Raw genomic sequence first — 15715 nt, 5'->3', positions numbered from 1 at the left:
TCAGACTCCTCCTCCGGCGCGATCGCCGCGCCGGAGGAGGAGAACCGGATGAAGCGGGTACGAATCGCACTGGTGGCCGGGGTCCTGGCGCTGCCGCTGGTGACGGCGGGACCGGCCGCGGCCCACGACCACGGCCCGCGGGCGAAGGACGACCACTACCGCGTCCGCGCGGGGCAGCCGCTGCGGGGCGGGGTGCTCGGCAACGACCGGTCCGCCACGGCGGTGGTGCGGCACACCCCGGCCGCGCACGGCACGGTGTCCATCGGCGCCGACGGGACCTTCCACTACACCCCGGCGCCCGGCTTCACCGGCCGGGATTCCTTCACCTACACCGTTTCCGACGCGGTCAAGCTCTACCCGACGGACCTGCCGCCGCTGGCGACGATCGGCGGCGTCGAGATCAGGGGCGGCGCCTACGGTTCGGCGCTGACGCCGGTGCCCGGCTCCCGGGACGAGTTCTACGGCCTCACCGACCGCGGCCCGAACGTCGACGCGCCCGCCGGCGGCAAGATCGAGCCGCTGCCCGCGTTCACGCCCGCGATCGGCAAGTTCCGGCTGCGGGCCGGGAAAGCCGTGCTGGAGAGGACGATCCCGCTGCGCGCCGCGGACGGGACGCCGTACAACGGCCAGGTCAGCCCGCTCGCGGACACCGGCGAGACGATCGTCGACCTCACCGGGAACGTCCTGCCGAAGTCGGCGAACGGCTACGACTCCGAAGGCCTGGTCGCCCAGCGCGACGGCACGTTCTGGGTGTCCGACGAGTACGGCCCGTTCCTCACCCACTTCGGCCGCGACGGCCGCGCGCTCGAACGCCTTTCGCCGTACGACGGGTCGCTGCCGGGCGAGCTGAAGTACCGCGTCCCGAACAAGGGCATGGAAGGCCTCGCGCTCACCCCGGACGGCCGGACACTGGTCGGCGTCATGCAGTCGGCGCTGCAGCAGCCGGACCTGACGAAGAAGCCGGGCAACGTCACCACGCTGCGGATCGTCACCGTCGACCTGCGGACCCGCGCCACGCACGAGTACCTCTACCTGCTCGACGACCCGGACACGACGGGCACCGCGGTCAGCGAGATCACCGCGTTGTCGGCGACGCGGTTCCTGGTGGACGAGCGCGACGGCAAGCCGGAACCGGGTGCCGTCAAGAAGCTGTACGAGATCGACCTGACCGGTGCCACCGACGTCGGCCCGCGGGCCGCGGGCTACGACGCCGTCAAGGGCGGGGTGCTCGTCGGCGGCAAGAGCATCGACGCCTACGTCGGCAAGGACACCACGGCCCAGGCGACCGCGGACCTGGCCGCCGCCGGCATCACGCCGGTGGCCAAGAAGCTGTACCTGGACCTCGGCGCGCTGGTGACCGGCCTGGACCCGAGCGGCGGGTTCTTCGGGCACGACAAGGTCGAAGGCGTCGCGACGACCGACGGCGGCCGGACGCTCGTGATCAGCAACGACAACGACTTCGGCATCGACGGCGTGACCAACGCGGCCCCGCCGTACGCACTGCACCCGAAGACGCTGCCGGACGGGCGCCAGGACGACGGCGAGTACCTGGCCGTCGACACCACCAGGCTGCCGGCCGCCACGAGCACCGCGACGGTCACGATCGAGGTGCGCTAGCTAGTACTTGAACTGGTCGACGTTGTCGGCGGTGATGAGCAGCGGATCGCCCAGCAGGACGGTCTTCGACGGGGCGTCGAACTTCACCGCCGGCAACTCCAGGCTCACCTTGTTGACGGCCTGCAGCGGCTTGCCGTCGGCGACCTGCTTCGCCGTCCACGCGGTGAGGTAGCCGAGCGATTCGACGTTCCACAGCACCGACTGCGAGCAGGAACCGTCGAGCAGGAACGGCTTGATCGCCTGCGGCGTCCCGACGCCGACGGTGAACACCTGGCCGATCTTCTCCGCGTCGCGCACGGCCCTCGCGACGCCCGGCGCCGACGTCGTGCACTCGCCGATCAGCCCGGTCAGCCCGGGGTGGCGGGCCATCAGCTCCTTGGCGAGGTGCGTCGCGGTGGCTTCGTCCTCGCCCGCGTACACGGTCTCGACGAGCTGGGCCTTCGGGTACTGCGTGGCCGCGTAGTCCTTCTGGACCGCGATCCACGCGTTGAGGTTCGCGGCGGCCGGGCCGCAGGAGACGATCGCGTACTGGCCGGCGCCGCCGGTCTTCTTCATCAGCGCGTCGACGAGCGCGGTGCCGACGCCCTTGGCGGTGGCCTGGTTGACGAACACCTCACGCTGCGTACCCGGCGCGTCGGTGTCCGAAGTCAGGACGTGGATGCCCTTCGCCCTGGCCTCGCCGATGACCCCGGCCAGCGCGGCCGGGTCGTTGGGCGCCACGGCGATGACGTCGACCTTCTTCGCGATCAGCTCGCGCAGGATGGTCACCTGGGCGGCCGGGTCGACGCTGGCCGGCGCGCTCGTGGACCACGTCACGCCCAGCTGCTTCGCCGCTTCCTGCCCACCGGTGTCCATCGCCTCGAAGTACGGGATGCCCCCGATCTTGGGGACGAACGCCACCCGGGTCGGGGCCGGCGCGGGCGCGCTGCCCAGCTGGTCCGAGCAGCCCCCGAGCGCGAGCACGGCCCCCAGCGCCATCGCCGCGACCAGCCGGAAGGTCTTCGTCGGCCCTCGCATCCCACCCATTCCTCACGACTTTCGGACGGTCTGCGCCCGGTGGAGACCAAGGGCGAACGGTAAGGCCCCGCGTAACGGAGGTCAACGGGATGTGCGCAAAGGGTTACGGAAGTGAGTTCTGCTCCGGGGTGAACCGGAAGAAGATCGCCTGGTCGGCGGTGTCGGTCACGCTGGGCTACGGCGGTCTGTCCTTCCGTGCCCCCCTCGCCGGACGCTCGAGGTGTGACCCGCGGAACTCGCGGGACTTACCCCCTGGGGGTATAGTCGCCGCCATGAACGAACAGCGCGGGGCTTCGTGGGCGACGGCGATCCAGGCGACTCTCCACTGCCTGACCGGCTGCGCCATCGGTGAGGTGCTCGGCATGGTGCTGGGGACGGCGTTCGGCCTGCACAACGCGGCGACCGTGGTGCTGTCGATCGTGCTGGCCTTCGTCTTCGGCTACGGCCTGACCATGCGGGGCGTCCTGAAGTCGGGGCTGAACCTGCCGGCGGCGTTCAAGGTCGCGCTGGCCGCGGACACCGTGTCGATCGCCGTCATGGAGCTGATCGACAACACCGTGGTCGTGGCGATTCCCGGGGCGATGGACGCCGGCCTGGCCAGCTTCCTGTTCTGGCTGGCCTTGGCGCTGTCGCTGGCGATCGCGTTCGTCGTCACGGTGCCGGTCAACAAGTGGATGATCGGGCGCGGTCTCGGCCACGCCAAGGTGCACGCGCACCACCAGCACTGAAAGCACGTCCGGGGAGGTGGCGGCCTCCCCGGACGCGGCTACACGCTCGAAAGGTCGACCGCTCGGTCGACCTTGTGCCGGTCGAGCACCCGCAGGATGCCCTCCAGCAGGTAGTAGTCGGCGTAGGGGAGCGAGACCTCGACGCCGTCCTCGGCCGGGCGGTTGCGGGTGCAGCGGGCGACGGTCGCGTCGGCGCGGGCGGACTTCGTCGTCAGGCACGTCCGCGACACCGCGGTCAGGATCCGCAGCGCGCTGTCCCGGTACCGCGGCCGGTGCGTGAGCTCGGCCAGGTCCAGCAGGCCGCACGCCATGATCACGCCGGCGGAGGCGTCCTTGACGTCGTCGGGGGCCTGCGGCGCCAGGTAGTCCCACACCGGCACGTGGTCGGCGGTCAGCTGCGACAGCGCGTAGTCCGCGAGGCGGCGGGCCGTGGTCAGGAACTCCGCGTCCCCGGTGCGCCGGTGGATCGTCGTGAAGCCGTAGACGCCCCACGCCTGCCCGCGCGACCAGCACGACGCCGGGCTGTAGCCCTGCACGGTGTTCGGCCCGATCGGCGCGCCGGTGACCGGGTCGAAGTCGAACACGTGCGGTGTCGAACCGTCCGGGCGGAGGAAGTTCTGCTGCGCGGTCTTCGCGTGCGCGACCGCGATGTCCAGGTACTTCGGGTCCCCGGTCTGCGTGCTCGCGAACGCCAGCAGGTCCAGGTTCATCATCGTGTCCATGATGACGCGGCCGGCGTTGTTCGGGTCGGTCAGCGAACCCCAGGCCCGGATGAACTTCCCGGCCGGGTTGTACCGCTTGCTGAGCGACAACGCGGCCTGGATCGCGCCCGCGCGCCACTTCTCCTCGCCGGTGAGCCGCCACGCGGTCACCCACGAGGGGTAGAAGAGGAAGCCCAGGTCGTGCGTTCCGGTGTCGTTCTGGCGTGGCGCGAGCTTTTCCGCGGACGCCAGCGCGAGGGTCTTGAATTGTTCCTCGCCGGTGTGCAGCCAGGCCAGCCACAACTGACCGGGCCAGAATCCGCCGACCCAGTCGCCGTTCTGCGAAAAGGTCCATTTCTCGAACTTCGTGCCGACCGGGAACGCGGTGACGCCGGGGGCCACCGCGCGCAGCTTGGCCACCGCGTAATCGGCCGCTTGGCGGAGCGTCCGGATCGTCGTGGCGAGGTCGGAAGGTTCGGGCGTGGCCGCGGAAGCCGGGGTCGAAGTGCTCGCGGCCACCGCGGCACCGGCCGCGGTGGTCAGCAGGGTTCTCCGGGAAACGCTCACAGGGGACCGCCATTCCGTGTGGGGAAAGTGCCCGGAATTTTTACACGGTCACCCCGGCGTTGTACACCCGGCGGACTCGCATTCACGCTGGTGAATTGATGTCCCGGTGAGCGGAATGGCGGAGAAAAGGGCGAAGGCCCGGTGGGGGACACCGGGCCTTCGCTGTTATCGCGGGGGTGAGGGCAGTCAACCACGCGATGATCGAGGCTCACTCGAGCCGGGCTTCAGCACTTCGGCGCCACCGGGAGGTCGGAGCCGGTCTGCAGGTAGGTGTCCGACACGTAGTGACCCGGGCCGATGCGGTCCCAGATGTTGCTGGTGCCGAACTTGCCGGTGACGGTGTCGCCCTCGACGTAGCACTCGATGTTCACCTTGGCGTAGTTCGCCGCGAGCCCCTTGACGGCGGCCGAGGTGCTCGCGCTCGCCCGGACGTTCATCGGGTCGCCCGCGGTGCTGACGACACCGGTCGGGCCGGAGCCGGTCCACAGGTAGGTGACGTTCACGTTGCCGTTGTCGGACATGCCGAGGCCGTCCCAGAACACGCCGTCGGCGAGGTCGATGCCGGCCGGGTTCGCCACCTTGTAGCCGAGGCCGCTCTTGCCGCCGTTGTACCCGTTGTAGTAGGCGGCGTACGCCTCGGGCTGGCCCTGCGGCAGGTCCTTGAACTTGGTCCGGACCGACGCCGGGTTCCAGTAGTCGTCCTGCTCGTTCCACGGGCCGACGTCCCACACCGGCGCGTACTCGCACTTGCTGCCGTCGGTGCGGCAGACGCGCACGGAGTAGGTGCCGGATCCCTTGCCGGACAGGCCCTTCCCGGACGGCAGCGCGACGAAGTGGTCCCGGCTGGTGATGACGTGGCCGTTCGCGGTGGTGCCGCCGATCAGGCCCTCGCGGGTGCCGTAGACCTTGTACGTCAGCGCGGCGGTCTCGGCCAGCGCGTTGACCTGGGGCGCGTTGTCCGCGCTGAGCTTGACGTTCCGCACCGACGGACGGACGCCGTCGGTGGTGCTGTGCAGGCTGATGCGCACCTGCACGGAACTGACGGCGCTCTTGAGCGTGGTGCCCGCGGGCGTCCACTCGGTCCAGTCGTTCACCCCGGTCCGGCCGCGGACGTCGACGTCGATCGACGTCCCCTTCGGCGTGTCGGCGGTCAGCTCCGCGCTGACGCGGTTGGCGGCCGAGCCGAGCGCGTGCTCGGCGGTGGTGAGACTGCCTTCACTGCCGGCGAAAACCCGCGCGGTTCTGTGCCACGCGGCATCGGCCAGCGTCAGCGTTCCCCCGGCCGCGGCGACGTTGACGTCGTCGGTGTCCACAGTGGACATATCGGCGGTCCAGCTCGCGCCGCCGGTCTTCGTCGCGGCCTGGGCGGGGGCTCCGGCCAGCGCCGTCACCGCCCCCGCGGCCAGAACCACCGCGGTCACGCGGCCGGCCTTCCTGATCCGGATCATCCCCGGTTCTCCCTTCGCACCTGTTCACTCGAACGTGGCGAAAGACTGGCGGGGCGGCGTACATGATCCGTACAAGCACAGCCACGCCTTTGTGCGGCCCGCGAAGTGTCGTGAATGACTCATTCATGTCGTCGGGCACAGGGCTCCGGCCGTGGCGAGTGGCGCCGGACGGGCCTGCGGCGTCTTGAATGAGTCATTCAGGACGTCCGGAGACCTGAATGAGTCATTCAAGACGTCGGCGAAGCCGCTGCGGAGCGAGCTGCCGCGACTTTGCTGGGACCCTGTCGTCCGGCGCGGTGAACGACCCGTTCATGACGCTCTCGGGCCGGTGTTGCCGGTGAGGTCGGGTGGTGCCGGCTGCTGTGGTGTCGCGAATGGGTCATTGGGGACCTCCGGGGTCCCGAATGAGTCATTCGCGACCTTCGGCCGGGCTCGCCGCCGCGAGGTCAGGGCCGCCGGTGGCCCGGCAAAACCCGCGCGTCAGGCCGAAACGATGTGCGGGGGCTCGGTGGGAACGGCGGGAGCCGGCGCCGGGCGGGACGAGGACAGCTCGCGCCAGATCGCCAGCGCGCGCTCGGAATAGTCCCGGGACCGCTCCGGCTGCGAAAGCGCCCGGTGCAGCTCCCCGAGCAGCTGCGAGACCTCCGCCTCCGACCGCCGGTCGCCGTTGCGGCGGTGCACCGACAGGGAGTTGACCAGCAGCAGCTGCGCGTGCGCGAAGTCGCCGCTGTGCAGGCACAGCTCGCCGAGGTTCTGGTTCGCGTAGCCCACGCAGTGGTCGTCGCCGAGGTCGGTGAAGATCGCGATCGCGCGGTCGACGTGCTCGCGGGCCGCCGCCAGGTTGCCCTGGTGCTGGAACAGCAGGCCCAGGCGCTTGAACGCGTGCGCCTCGCGGTGCCGGTCGCCGATCGACGCCGACAGCTCCAGTGCGTCGGTGAACCAGCGCTTCGCCGCCGCGTAGCAGCCTCGGGACATCCAGACCGCGCCCGCGCCGATGCGCGCCACCGCTTCGCCGTGCGGGTCGTCCGCTTCCGCGAACAACTTCAGGGCCTCGTGGCAGTGGTCGAGCGCGCGGTCGTCCTCGCCCTCGATGCGCAGGATCGTGGCGAGCCCGGTCAGCGCGATGCCGACCCCCTGCGCGTCGCCGACCCGCTCGAACAACGCCCGGGACTCCTCGAACGCCACCCGCGAACCGGCGTATTCGTCCTGGTAGAGCAGGTACTGCCCGAGGTTGCGCTGGACGATCGCCTCCGCGCGCAGCGAGCCCGTCCGGCGGGCCGCGGCCAGCGCGATCAGGTGCGTGCTGTGCCAGTCGTCCTGGTGGCCGCGCAGGTCGAAGTACGGCGTCAGCGCCGACGCCAGCTGCCATGCCAGGTCGTCGAAGCCGTTCTCCGCGGCCAGGGAGACCGCCGCGACGCTGGTGTGCCGTTCGGCCGCGAACCACGCCGCCGGGTCGTCGGGCAGGACGTCGGCGGGCACCGGCGGGCACGGCAGCTCTTCGTCGCGGTACCTGCCGAAGAAGTGCAGCGGCATCCGGCGCGCGGCTTCGAGGGCCAGCCCGAGATAACCGGTGAGGACCCGGCGCAGCGAAGCCCGCGTCTTTTCCGCATCGCTCTGCGACGCCAGCTCCACCGCGTACACGCGCAGCAGGTCGTGGAGCCGGTACCGCGGCTGACCCGCCGAATCGGAGCCGACGAGCTCGACGAGGTGGCCGTCGACCAGCACGTCGAGCACGTCCTCGGCGTCACGGCGGCCGAGCACGGCCGCGACCGCCCACGGCGGGAACTGGACCGGCCCGAGCAGCCCGAGCCCGCGGAACGCGGTGGCCGCGGACATCGGCAGCAGGTCGTAGGACAGCGTCACGCTCGCCCGCACGGCGAGGTCGCCGACGCGCAGTTCGTCCAGCCGCCGGTGCTCGTCGCGCAGCCGGTCGGCCAGCAGCCGCAGCGTCCAGCCCGGCCGGTGCGTCAGCTTCGCGCCGGCCACCCGGATCGCCAGCGGCAGGTGCCCGCACTGGCGCAGGATCGCCGCCGCGCTCTCCGGTTCGGCGGCCACCCGCTCGGCGCCCACGATGCCCTGCAGCAGCCGCGCGGCCTCGGCCTCGGGCAGCAGGTCGACGTCGACCGCCTTCGCGCCGGCCAGCCCGGGCAGCCGGAGCCGGCTGGTCACCAGTACCGCGCACGCGCCGGCCCCGGGCAGCAGCGGCCGGACCTGGGCGGCGCTCCCGGCGTCGTCGAGCACGATGCACATCCGCCGCCCGGCCAATCGCGACCGCAGCAGCGCCGACCGTTCGGCCGGTTCCCGCGGCAGGCCCGCGTCCGGGACGCCGAGCGCGTGCAGCAGCTCGGCGAGCACACCCATCGGCGCCCGCGGCGACGACGACGTGCCGGCCAGGTCGACGTGCAGCTGGCCGTCGGCGAACTCCTCGCGGACCGCGTGCGCGACCCGGACGGCGACCGCCGACTTCCCGACCCCGGGCGCGCCCGAAAGCACGATCACGGCGGGGGTGCCGGAAGCGGCCCGTTCCCGCATCAAGGCGGTGACTTCGCCGATGACGTCGTCGCGGCCGGTGAAGTCCGGCAGGTCGAGCGGCAGCTGGCAGACCGGGGCGACGTCGGCCAGGCGCGGGGCGAGGACGGTCTCCGGCACCAGCGTCGCGCGCAGCTCGCGCAGCCGGGCACCCGGTTCGGCCCCGAGTTCTTCGCGCAGGACGCGCTCGGCCGACTCGTACGCCTCGATCGCGTCCGCGGTCCGGCCCGCGGCGCGCAACGCGACGATCAGCTGCGCCCAGAGCTCTTCGCGCAGCGGGTGTTCGGTGACCAGGCCGCGCAGCTCGGCGACGGCCTCGCCGCAGCGGCCGAGGCCGATCCGCGCGCGCAGGCGCTGTTCCTGCACCGAAAGCCGGAGTTCGGCGAGCCGGGCGACGGTCGCTCCCCAGCTGTGGTCGTGCGGGAGTCCTTCGAGGACTTCACCGCGCCACAGCGCGTCGGCCCGGTCGAGGAGTTTGAGAGCGCTCTCGGCGCGGTCGTGATCGAGCTCTTCCTGCGCTTCGCCGGCCAACGCGGCGAAGGCGAGGTGGTCCAGTTCGGCCGGGGACGCCGTCAGCAGGTAGCCGGACGCGCGGCTGCTGATCCGCTCGCCGAGGCCGGGGTCGATTTCGGCGAAGCGTCTTCGCAGCGAATGGACGTACGTGCGGATGTTCGCCGCCGCCGACCGCGGCGCCGATTCCGGCCACAGCACCTCCACCAGCACGTCGGTGGACACGACGACGTTCGGCTGCAGGGCCAGCGCGGCCAGCAGCAGCCGGGGCTTCGGCCCGCCCAGCGCGACCACCTGCCCGGCGGCGGTGACTTCCAGCGGGCCGAGGACGCGGATGGTCAGCGAGGTGGTCTCAACCTGCCCGATGAGTTCCCCCATGACCGGATGCTATGACCGCTCCGACCTCGGGCGATAGATCCATTCGGAGTGTCTGTGCGCGCGCGTGCGCGTGAGGCGGCGCTTTGTACGAGACGTGTACGGGCCGCGGTCACGCTCCCGCCATGAAGCGTTTGAACCTCCGGCGTATCGCCGGACTCGGGGTGGTCGTGGCGGCGGTCGGCGCGCTCGCGGTCGGCGGCGCGTTCGAGGCGTCCGCCGCGGCGAGCGGCACCGTGAAGACCGCGGGCGACCCGCTCAACGTCCGCCGGGCGCCGACCGCGAGCGCCACGGCCGTCAAGACCGTCGCGAACGGCGCGACCGTGGCCATCGACTGCCAGGTCACCGGGACCTCGGTGACCGGGACCTACGGCACCAGCACGCTCTGGGACTACGTGCCCGCGCTCGGCGGGTACATCTCGGACACCTACGTCTACACCGGTTCGGACACGCGGATCGCGCCGGACTGCGGGGTCGGCACGGGCAGCGCCCAGTGCGCGGACGCCTGCGCCGGCGAGGGGCAGTACCGCTCGTCCGACTCGCACTTCCTGGTCTACGACACGAACGCCGACGGCTACTCGGCCGTCGTCGCCTACTGGCTCAAGGGCGGCGCCGGGCCGTTCTACGTCTGGAACTCCGGTGGCGAGGGCACGAAGGTCGACAAGGCCGTCTCGATCCCGCACGGCGGCTGGGTCTTCTACAAGGTCTGCGTCGCCAACTACACGACCGCCAAGCCGGACCTGAAGTCCTGCAGCGACGGCCTCACCGACTTCGCGGCCTGACCGCGTCCACCTGAGAAGAAAGGGCTTTCCACCATGGGTCAGGTCAACCGGCGCAAGGTGCTCCTCGGCGGGCTCGCCGCGGTCACCGCCACCGCGGCTTCGGCGGCGCTGCCGTCGTGGGCGAACGCCCGCACCACGGCCGCCGCCCCCACCATCCACGACCCCTTCCAGCTCGGGGTCGCGTCCGGCGATCCGCTCCCCGACAGCGTGGTGCTGTGGACGAGACTCGCGCCGGCGCCGCTCAACCCGGACGGCTTCGGCGGGATGCCGGACGCCACCTACGCGGTCGACTGGGAGATCGCGAACGACGAGGCGTTCAGCTCGATCGTGCAGAGCGGCCAGGTGAGCGCGCTGCGCGCGGCCGCGCACAGCGTCCACATCGAACCCGTCGGCCTGCAGCCCGCGCGGGAGTACTTCTACCGCTTCAAGACCGGCGGCTACATCTCGCCGGTCGGCCGCACGCGCACCGCGCCCGCCGCCGGCGCCGCGGTCAACCAGCTCAAGTACTGCTTCAGCTCCTGCCAGCACTGGGAGGAGGGCTACTACCACGCGTACAAGGGCATCGTGGCCGACGACCCGGACCTGGTGCTGTTCCTCGGCGACTACATCTACGAGAAGAAGTCGGGCCGCGCCGCCGCGGAACGCAACCCGCGCAGCCTGGCCTTCACCGACGACGTGACGACGCTCGCGCAGTACCGCGCCCGCCACGCCCAGCACAAGACCGACGCCGACCTGCAGGCCGCGCACGCGATCGCGCCGTGGATCGTGGTGTTCGACGACCACGAAGTGATGAACAACTGGAACGGCACCACTTCGCCGGCGTCGGCCGCGCGCAAGACCAACGGGTTCCAGGCCTTCTACGAGAACACCCCGATCCGGTCCACCGCCAAGCCGAACGGCGCGTCGATCCAGCTGTACCGCCAGTTCGTCTGGGGCAACCTCGCCCGGTTCCACATGCTCGACACGCGCCAGTACCGCAGCGCGCAGGTGGCCGACCCGTCGGGTGACACGGGCCCGGCGTGCACGGACATGCGCAGCACCTCGCGCAGCATCCTCGGCAGCACCGAGGAAGCCTGGCTGCTCAAGCAGTTCGAGTCGCACCCGACGACCTGGGACTTCCTCGGCCAGCAGGTCTTCTTCGCCACGCGGGACGGCGACGGCAACAAGGCCACCTGCGAGAGCCCCGACTCCTGGCAGGGCTACGAAGCCTCCCGCAACCGCATCCAGCAGGGCTGGGTCGACCGGAAGGTCGCCAACCCGGTCGTGCTCACCGGCGACGTCCACCGGCACTGGGCCGCCGACCTGCGCCTGGACTACTTCGACCACAGCGACCCGATCATCGGCTCCGAGCTGGTCACGACGTCGGTGACGAGCAACAGCGACACCGCGACGGCACCCAGCGCGACCTGGTACGCGAACAACCCGCACGTCAAGTACTGCAAGGGCGAGCGCGGCTACGTCCGCGTCACGACGACACCCGCGCAGACGCGAGCGGATTTCATGACCACGTCGGACACCAGCGTCTACGATCCGGCGTCGGTCGTGATCAAGAACGACCGCAGCTACGTAGTGCAAGCGGGCAAGCCCGGCCTCCAGCAGGTGTGAGCCCCGGAGCGCTACGCTGAGTGATGTGACCGATGAACCAGGCCTGCGGGAGCGCAAGAAGCTCCGCACGCGGGCGACGATCTCGACGGCGGCGATCCGGCTCTTCCTGGAGCGCGGGTTCGACGCCGTCGGGGTCGCCGAAGTGGCGAGCGCGGCCGAGGTGTCCAAGCGGACGCTCTTCGCCTACTTCCCGACCAAAGAGGACCTGGTGCTGCACCGGTTCGCCGACCACGAGACCGACGCGGCGGACGTCGTCCGCGCCCGCCGGCCCGGGCAGGGCGCCCTCGAAGCGCTGCGGGAGGCGTTCCTGCGCGGGCTCGACGCGCGCGAACCGGTGACCGGGCTGTGCGACGAGCCCGGCGTGCTCGCGGTGTTCCGCCTGGTCACCGGAACCCCGGCGCTGGTGGCCCGGCTCGCCGGGTTCACCTCCGCCGGCGAGGCGGCGCTGGCCGCCGAGCTCCGGCGGGCCGGGGTGCCGGCCCTGGACGCGGCCCTCGCGGCCGCGCAGATCTCGGCGGTCCGCCGCACCCTGGCGACGGCCAACATGGACGCGGTCGCGGCCGGCGTCCCGGCCGGACAGCGCTTTCCCGAGGCCGTCGCCGCCGCCGAACGGGCGTTCACCCTGCTGTCGTCCGGAGTAGGGTTCGCCTGACTTCCGCGCGATCATGGCGGGTTCCCGGTACGACCGTGAAATTCGCACGGTATCGCCCGGCTCGCCGAAGGTAGACTTCCGAAATCCCGAATGGACCCCGGAGGACCCGCGTCCGACTGGGGGTGGCGCGGGTCCTCCGAGCCGGACGATCTTGACAGTTCGCGCGCGCCACTCGTAATCTGGGTTCTCCGCCGTCATGCCGAATTTCCCGATTCCATGACAAGGCGGTCTCACGGTGAAAAGATCCTTCTTGATCAGCTGGGCGGTGGCCGGGCTGCTGGTGGCCGGTACCGGAATCTCCACCGCCGCGCCCGGCGGCGTTTACGACGTGAAGGACTACGGCGCCAAGGGCAACGGTTCCGCCAACGATTCCGCCGCCGTCGACAAGGCGATCGCCGCGGCCAACGCCGCGGGCGGCGGCACCGTCCGGTTCACCTCGGGCACCTACAAGTCGGCGAACACGGTCCACCTCAAGAGCAACGTGACGATCCAGCTCGACGCGGGCGCGACGATCACCGGGTCCGGTGCGGACACCTACGACAAGCCGGAATCGAACCCGTGGGACGACTACCAGGACTACGGCCACAGCCACTTCCACAACGCGATGTTCGCCGGCGACAAGCTGACGAACATCGGCTTCACCGGCGCCGGCACGATCGACGGCGGCGGCAACCTGATCACCGGCAACCCGAAGTCCGGCGAGGCCGACAAGATCCTGTCGCTCACCCGGTGTGACGGGCTGACGTTGTCCGGCATCAAGCTGCGCCGCGGCGGGCACTTCGCGGCGCTGATCAACGGGTGCAAGAACGTCGTCTCCGACCGCCTGACCATCGACACGGCGAGCGACCGCGACGGCTGGAACATCATCAGCACCACGAACGTCACGATCACCGACGCCACCATCTCGGCCAACGACGACGCGCTCGTGTTCAAGAGCGATTACGCGCTCGGCGCGAAACTGCCGAACGGGAACGTCACGGTGACCGGCGCGAAGCTTTCGGCGGTGTGCTGCAACGCGCTGATGTTCGGCTCCGAGACGTGCGGTGACTTCACCGGCTACCACTTCTCGGACATCGCGATCACCGGCGCGCACAAATCGGGGATCGGCATCGTTTCGATGGACGGCGCGAAGATCTCCGACGTCCACTACCGGAACATCACGATGTCGGGAACGTATTCGCCGGTCATGATGAAGATCGGCACGCGGAAGCGGTGCGGGAACGACCCCGGCGTCGGCTCGATCAGCGGGATCACGTTCGACAACGTCACCGGCACGCACACCGGCAGCAACTTCAGCCCGACGATCTGGGGCGCGGACAGCGGTCACCGCGTCTCCGACGTCACCTTCACCGGCGTGAAGCTGTCGGTGCCGGGCGGCAGCGGCACGATGGGCACCGGCGTCCCGAGCAACAACGCGACGGACTACAACCCGAAGAGCATCGGCACCCGCCCGTCCTACGGCTGGTACCTGCACTACGCGGCCGGCATCCGGTTCGTGGACAGCTCGGTGGAGTTCGCCAAGGACGACGGCCGCCCGGCGAGCATCGTCAACAACAGCTCGGACATCACGTTCGACCACTTCACGGCGGAGAAGGGCGGCAAGAGCCCGTACGACATCGGCTTCCAGTCGGTGACGGGTTACTGCGTCGAGAACTCGGCGCTGCGCGTGAACGCGACCGGGTCCACTTCGGACTGCTGATGCGCGGAGGGGCCCCGGCCGGAAAGCCGGGGCCCCTCCTGCGGCGCGCCTGGTGGTCAGTGGCGGAGCTGCTCGTTCATGATCAGGAACGCGCCGAGGCCGTGGAAGTCGTTGGTCTTGCGGGCGCGGGCGTAGTAGTAGGACAGGTCGCCGACGTTGGTGCCCTCGCAGATGTCGGTGATGTTCGTGAGGCCGTCGGAGCCGAGGGAGACCTTCGCCAGCACGCCGGCGTAGCCCTTGTCCGCGACCGCCTGGTACGACGACGGCAGGTAGCCGCGCTGGACGCCGCGGGAGATCGTGAACGTGTACATCGACGACGCCGACGTCTCCAGCCAGTTCTTCGCGTCGCCACCGCGGTCGACGACCTGGAACCACCGGCCGGTGGCCGGGTCCTGGTACCGCTGGTAACCGGCGGCCAGGAACCGCACGACGTCGATCAGCGCGGCCCGCCGCGGGTGGTCGGCCGGGAGCACCTCGAGGATGTCGGTGGTGGCCATGCCGAACCAGCCGATCGCGCGGGCCCAGTGGTACTTCGAGTGGTGCCCGGTGCCGGACGCCCACGACTCGGAGCCGTCCTCGTCGTAGGCGTGGTAGAGCAGGCCCTTCGCCGGTTCGCGGAGGTGGCTGAAGTACACGGAGATGTTCTTGGCCGCCTCTTCGAAGCAGTACGCGCCGTCGCCGAACGCGGCGCCGTAGAGCGCGAGGAACGGCTGGGCCATGTACACGCCGTCGCCCCACAGCTGGCCGACCTTGCTCGTGGCGTGGAACATGCCGCCGTCGGACGTGCGGGGGTAGGCCGGGAAGCGCTTGCGCAGCTGGTCGGCCGCCGTCCGGTACTTCTTGCGGCCGGTCTCGGCGTACAGCAGCGGCAGCAGCTGGCACGAGCGCATCGAGTCGAGGTTCGTGAAGCTGTTGGAGATCCCGCTGTCGGTGACGAACCGGTCGTACCAGGCGACGATGTAGTCGAGGTACTTCCGCTCGCCGGTGCGCTTGAAGAAGAGGTACTGGCCGTAGAGGTACAGCCCGAGGGTGTAACCCCAGCCGCCGATCTTGTCCGGGGTGTAGCGCTTCATCGTCGAGTCGATGACCGCGCGCGACCAGTCCGGTGGCGGTGCGGCCCCGCCGATCGGGGGGAGCCGGTCGGCCGCCCGCGCGACGGGACCCGCCGCGGCGAGGGCACCGAGCGCGCCGAGGCTGCCGGCCAGTACCGCGCGCCGGGTCGGGCGAAGGGGGTGCTCGGACATGCGTCGTCCCTTTCGTGCACGGGCCCCCGCGACGCGGGCGGTGCCATGAGGGGCACCCCCATGGCTCATGGGGGTGCCCCTCATGGCGGAGAGGTGGCCGGGATGCCGATCCGCCGTCCGTCGGCATCCCGGCCGGCTCTGGGGCGCGGCGTGCTACCCGTTTCGCCGGAGCGGTGGTCGGGGAGCGAAAGCGCTTCCCACGGAGAACATCTACTCGCCTCGCGGCCGGTCGGTCAAGAGA

At 70.8% G+C, this 15715-nt stretch carries 11 protein-coding genes; 6 read left to right on the top strand and 5 right to left on the bottom strand.

Features of this window, described 5'->3' with window-relative positions:
* The first annotated feature begins 48 nt into the window (after positions 1-48).
* Positions 49-1617: an esterase-like activity of phytase family protein gene (locus SD460_RS42515; protein ID WP_290055869.1), complete on the top strand. Its 1569-nt coding sequence runs from the start codon at positions 49-51 to the stop codon at positions 1615-1617.
* On the opposite strand, the gene SD460_RS42510 is transcribed toward SD460_RS42515, so the two are convergent.
* The gene (locus tag SD460_RS42510; protein WP_318307620.1) at positions 1618-2634 is read right to left on the bottom strand and encodes an autoinducer 2 ABC transporter substrate-binding protein; all 1017 of its coding nucleotides are present in this window, start codon (positions 2632-2634) and stop codon (positions 1618-1620) included.
* A gap of 272 nt (positions 2635-2906) precedes the next feature.
* Between SD460_RS42510 and SD460_RS42505 the strand changes: the two genes are divergently transcribed.
* Positions 2907-3362 carry a DUF4396 domain-containing protein gene (locus SD460_RS42505; protein WP_290055871.1) on the top strand — a complete coding sequence of 152 codons (456 nt, stop codon included), beginning with the start codon at positions 2907-2909 and terminating at the stop codon, positions 3360-3362.
* 38 nt (positions 3363-3400) lie between these two features.
* On the opposite strand, the gene SD460_RS42500 is transcribed toward SD460_RS42505, so the two are convergent.
* From SD460_RS42500 to SD460_RS42490, 3 genes are all read right to left on the bottom strand, one after another.
* Positions 3401-4630 (bottom strand): glycoside hydrolase family 88 protein, encoded by a 1230-nt coding sequence (locus SD460_RS42500; protein WP_318307619.1) that lies wholly within the window; start codon positions 4628-4630, stop codon positions 3401-3403.
* Between the two features lie 224 nt (positions 4631-4854).
* Positions 4855-6078 carry a DUF8814 domain-containing protein gene (locus SD460_RS42495; RefSeq protein ID WP_318307618.1) on the bottom strand — a complete coding sequence of 408 codons (1224 nt, stop codon included), beginning with the start codon at positions 6076-6078 and terminating at the stop codon, positions 4855-4857.
* A gap of 480 nt (positions 6079-6558) precedes the next feature.
* Entirely contained in the window at positions 6559-9495 is a 2937-nt protein-coding gene (locus SD460_RS42490; protein ID WP_318307617.1) for an AfsR/SARP family transcriptional regulator, read from the bottom strand.
* 122 nt (positions 9496-9617) lie between these two features.
* Here SD460_RS42490 and SD460_RS42485 point away from each other — a divergent pair, with 122 nt between their 5' ends.
* From SD460_RS42485 to SD460_RS42470, 4 genes are all read left to right on the top strand, one after another.
* Complete coding sequence (locus SD460_RS42485) at positions 9618-10274, top strand: hypothetical protein (RefSeq protein WP_290055875.1); 657 nt, start codon at positions 9618-9620, stop codon at positions 10272-10274.
* A gap of 33 nt (positions 10275-10307) precedes the next feature.
* A complete protein-coding gene (locus SD460_RS42480; protein ID WP_318307616.1) occupies positions 10308-11879 on the top strand; it encodes an alkaline phosphatase D family protein in 1572 nt (523 codons plus the stop codon).
* 25 nt (positions 11880-11904) lie between these two features.
* On the top strand, positions 11905-12531 hold the full coding sequence (locus tag SD460_RS42475) for a TetR family transcriptional regulator (RefSeq protein ID WP_318307615.1): 627 nt from the start codon (positions 11905-11907) through the stop codon (positions 12529-12531).
* Between the two features lie 235 nt (positions 12532-12766).
* Positions 12767-14230, top strand: coding sequence for a glycoside hydrolase family 28 protein (locus SD460_RS42470; protein WP_290055878.1), 1464 nt, complete (start codon positions 12767-12769; stop codon positions 14228-14230).
* A gap of 56 nt (positions 14231-14286) precedes the next feature.
* On the opposite strand, the gene SD460_RS42465 is transcribed toward SD460_RS42470, so the two are convergent.
* Positions 14287-15474 carry a glycoside hydrolase family 88/105 protein gene (locus SD460_RS42465; protein WP_290055879.1) on the bottom strand — a complete coding sequence of 396 codons (1188 nt, stop codon included), beginning with the start codon at positions 15472-15474 and terminating at the stop codon, positions 14287-14289.
* Positions 15475-15715 lie beyond the last annotated feature (241 nt).

The sequence above is a fragment of the Amycolatopsis solani genome (assembly GCF_033441515.1).
GTDB classification, from domain to species: Bacteria; Actinomycetota; Actinomycetes; order Mycobacteriales; family Pseudonocardiaceae; genus Amycolatopsis; species Amycolatopsis solani.
The sequence above is the reverse complement of the archived record's forward strand: the minus strand, read 5'-3'. Positions and strand labels throughout refer to the sequence as shown.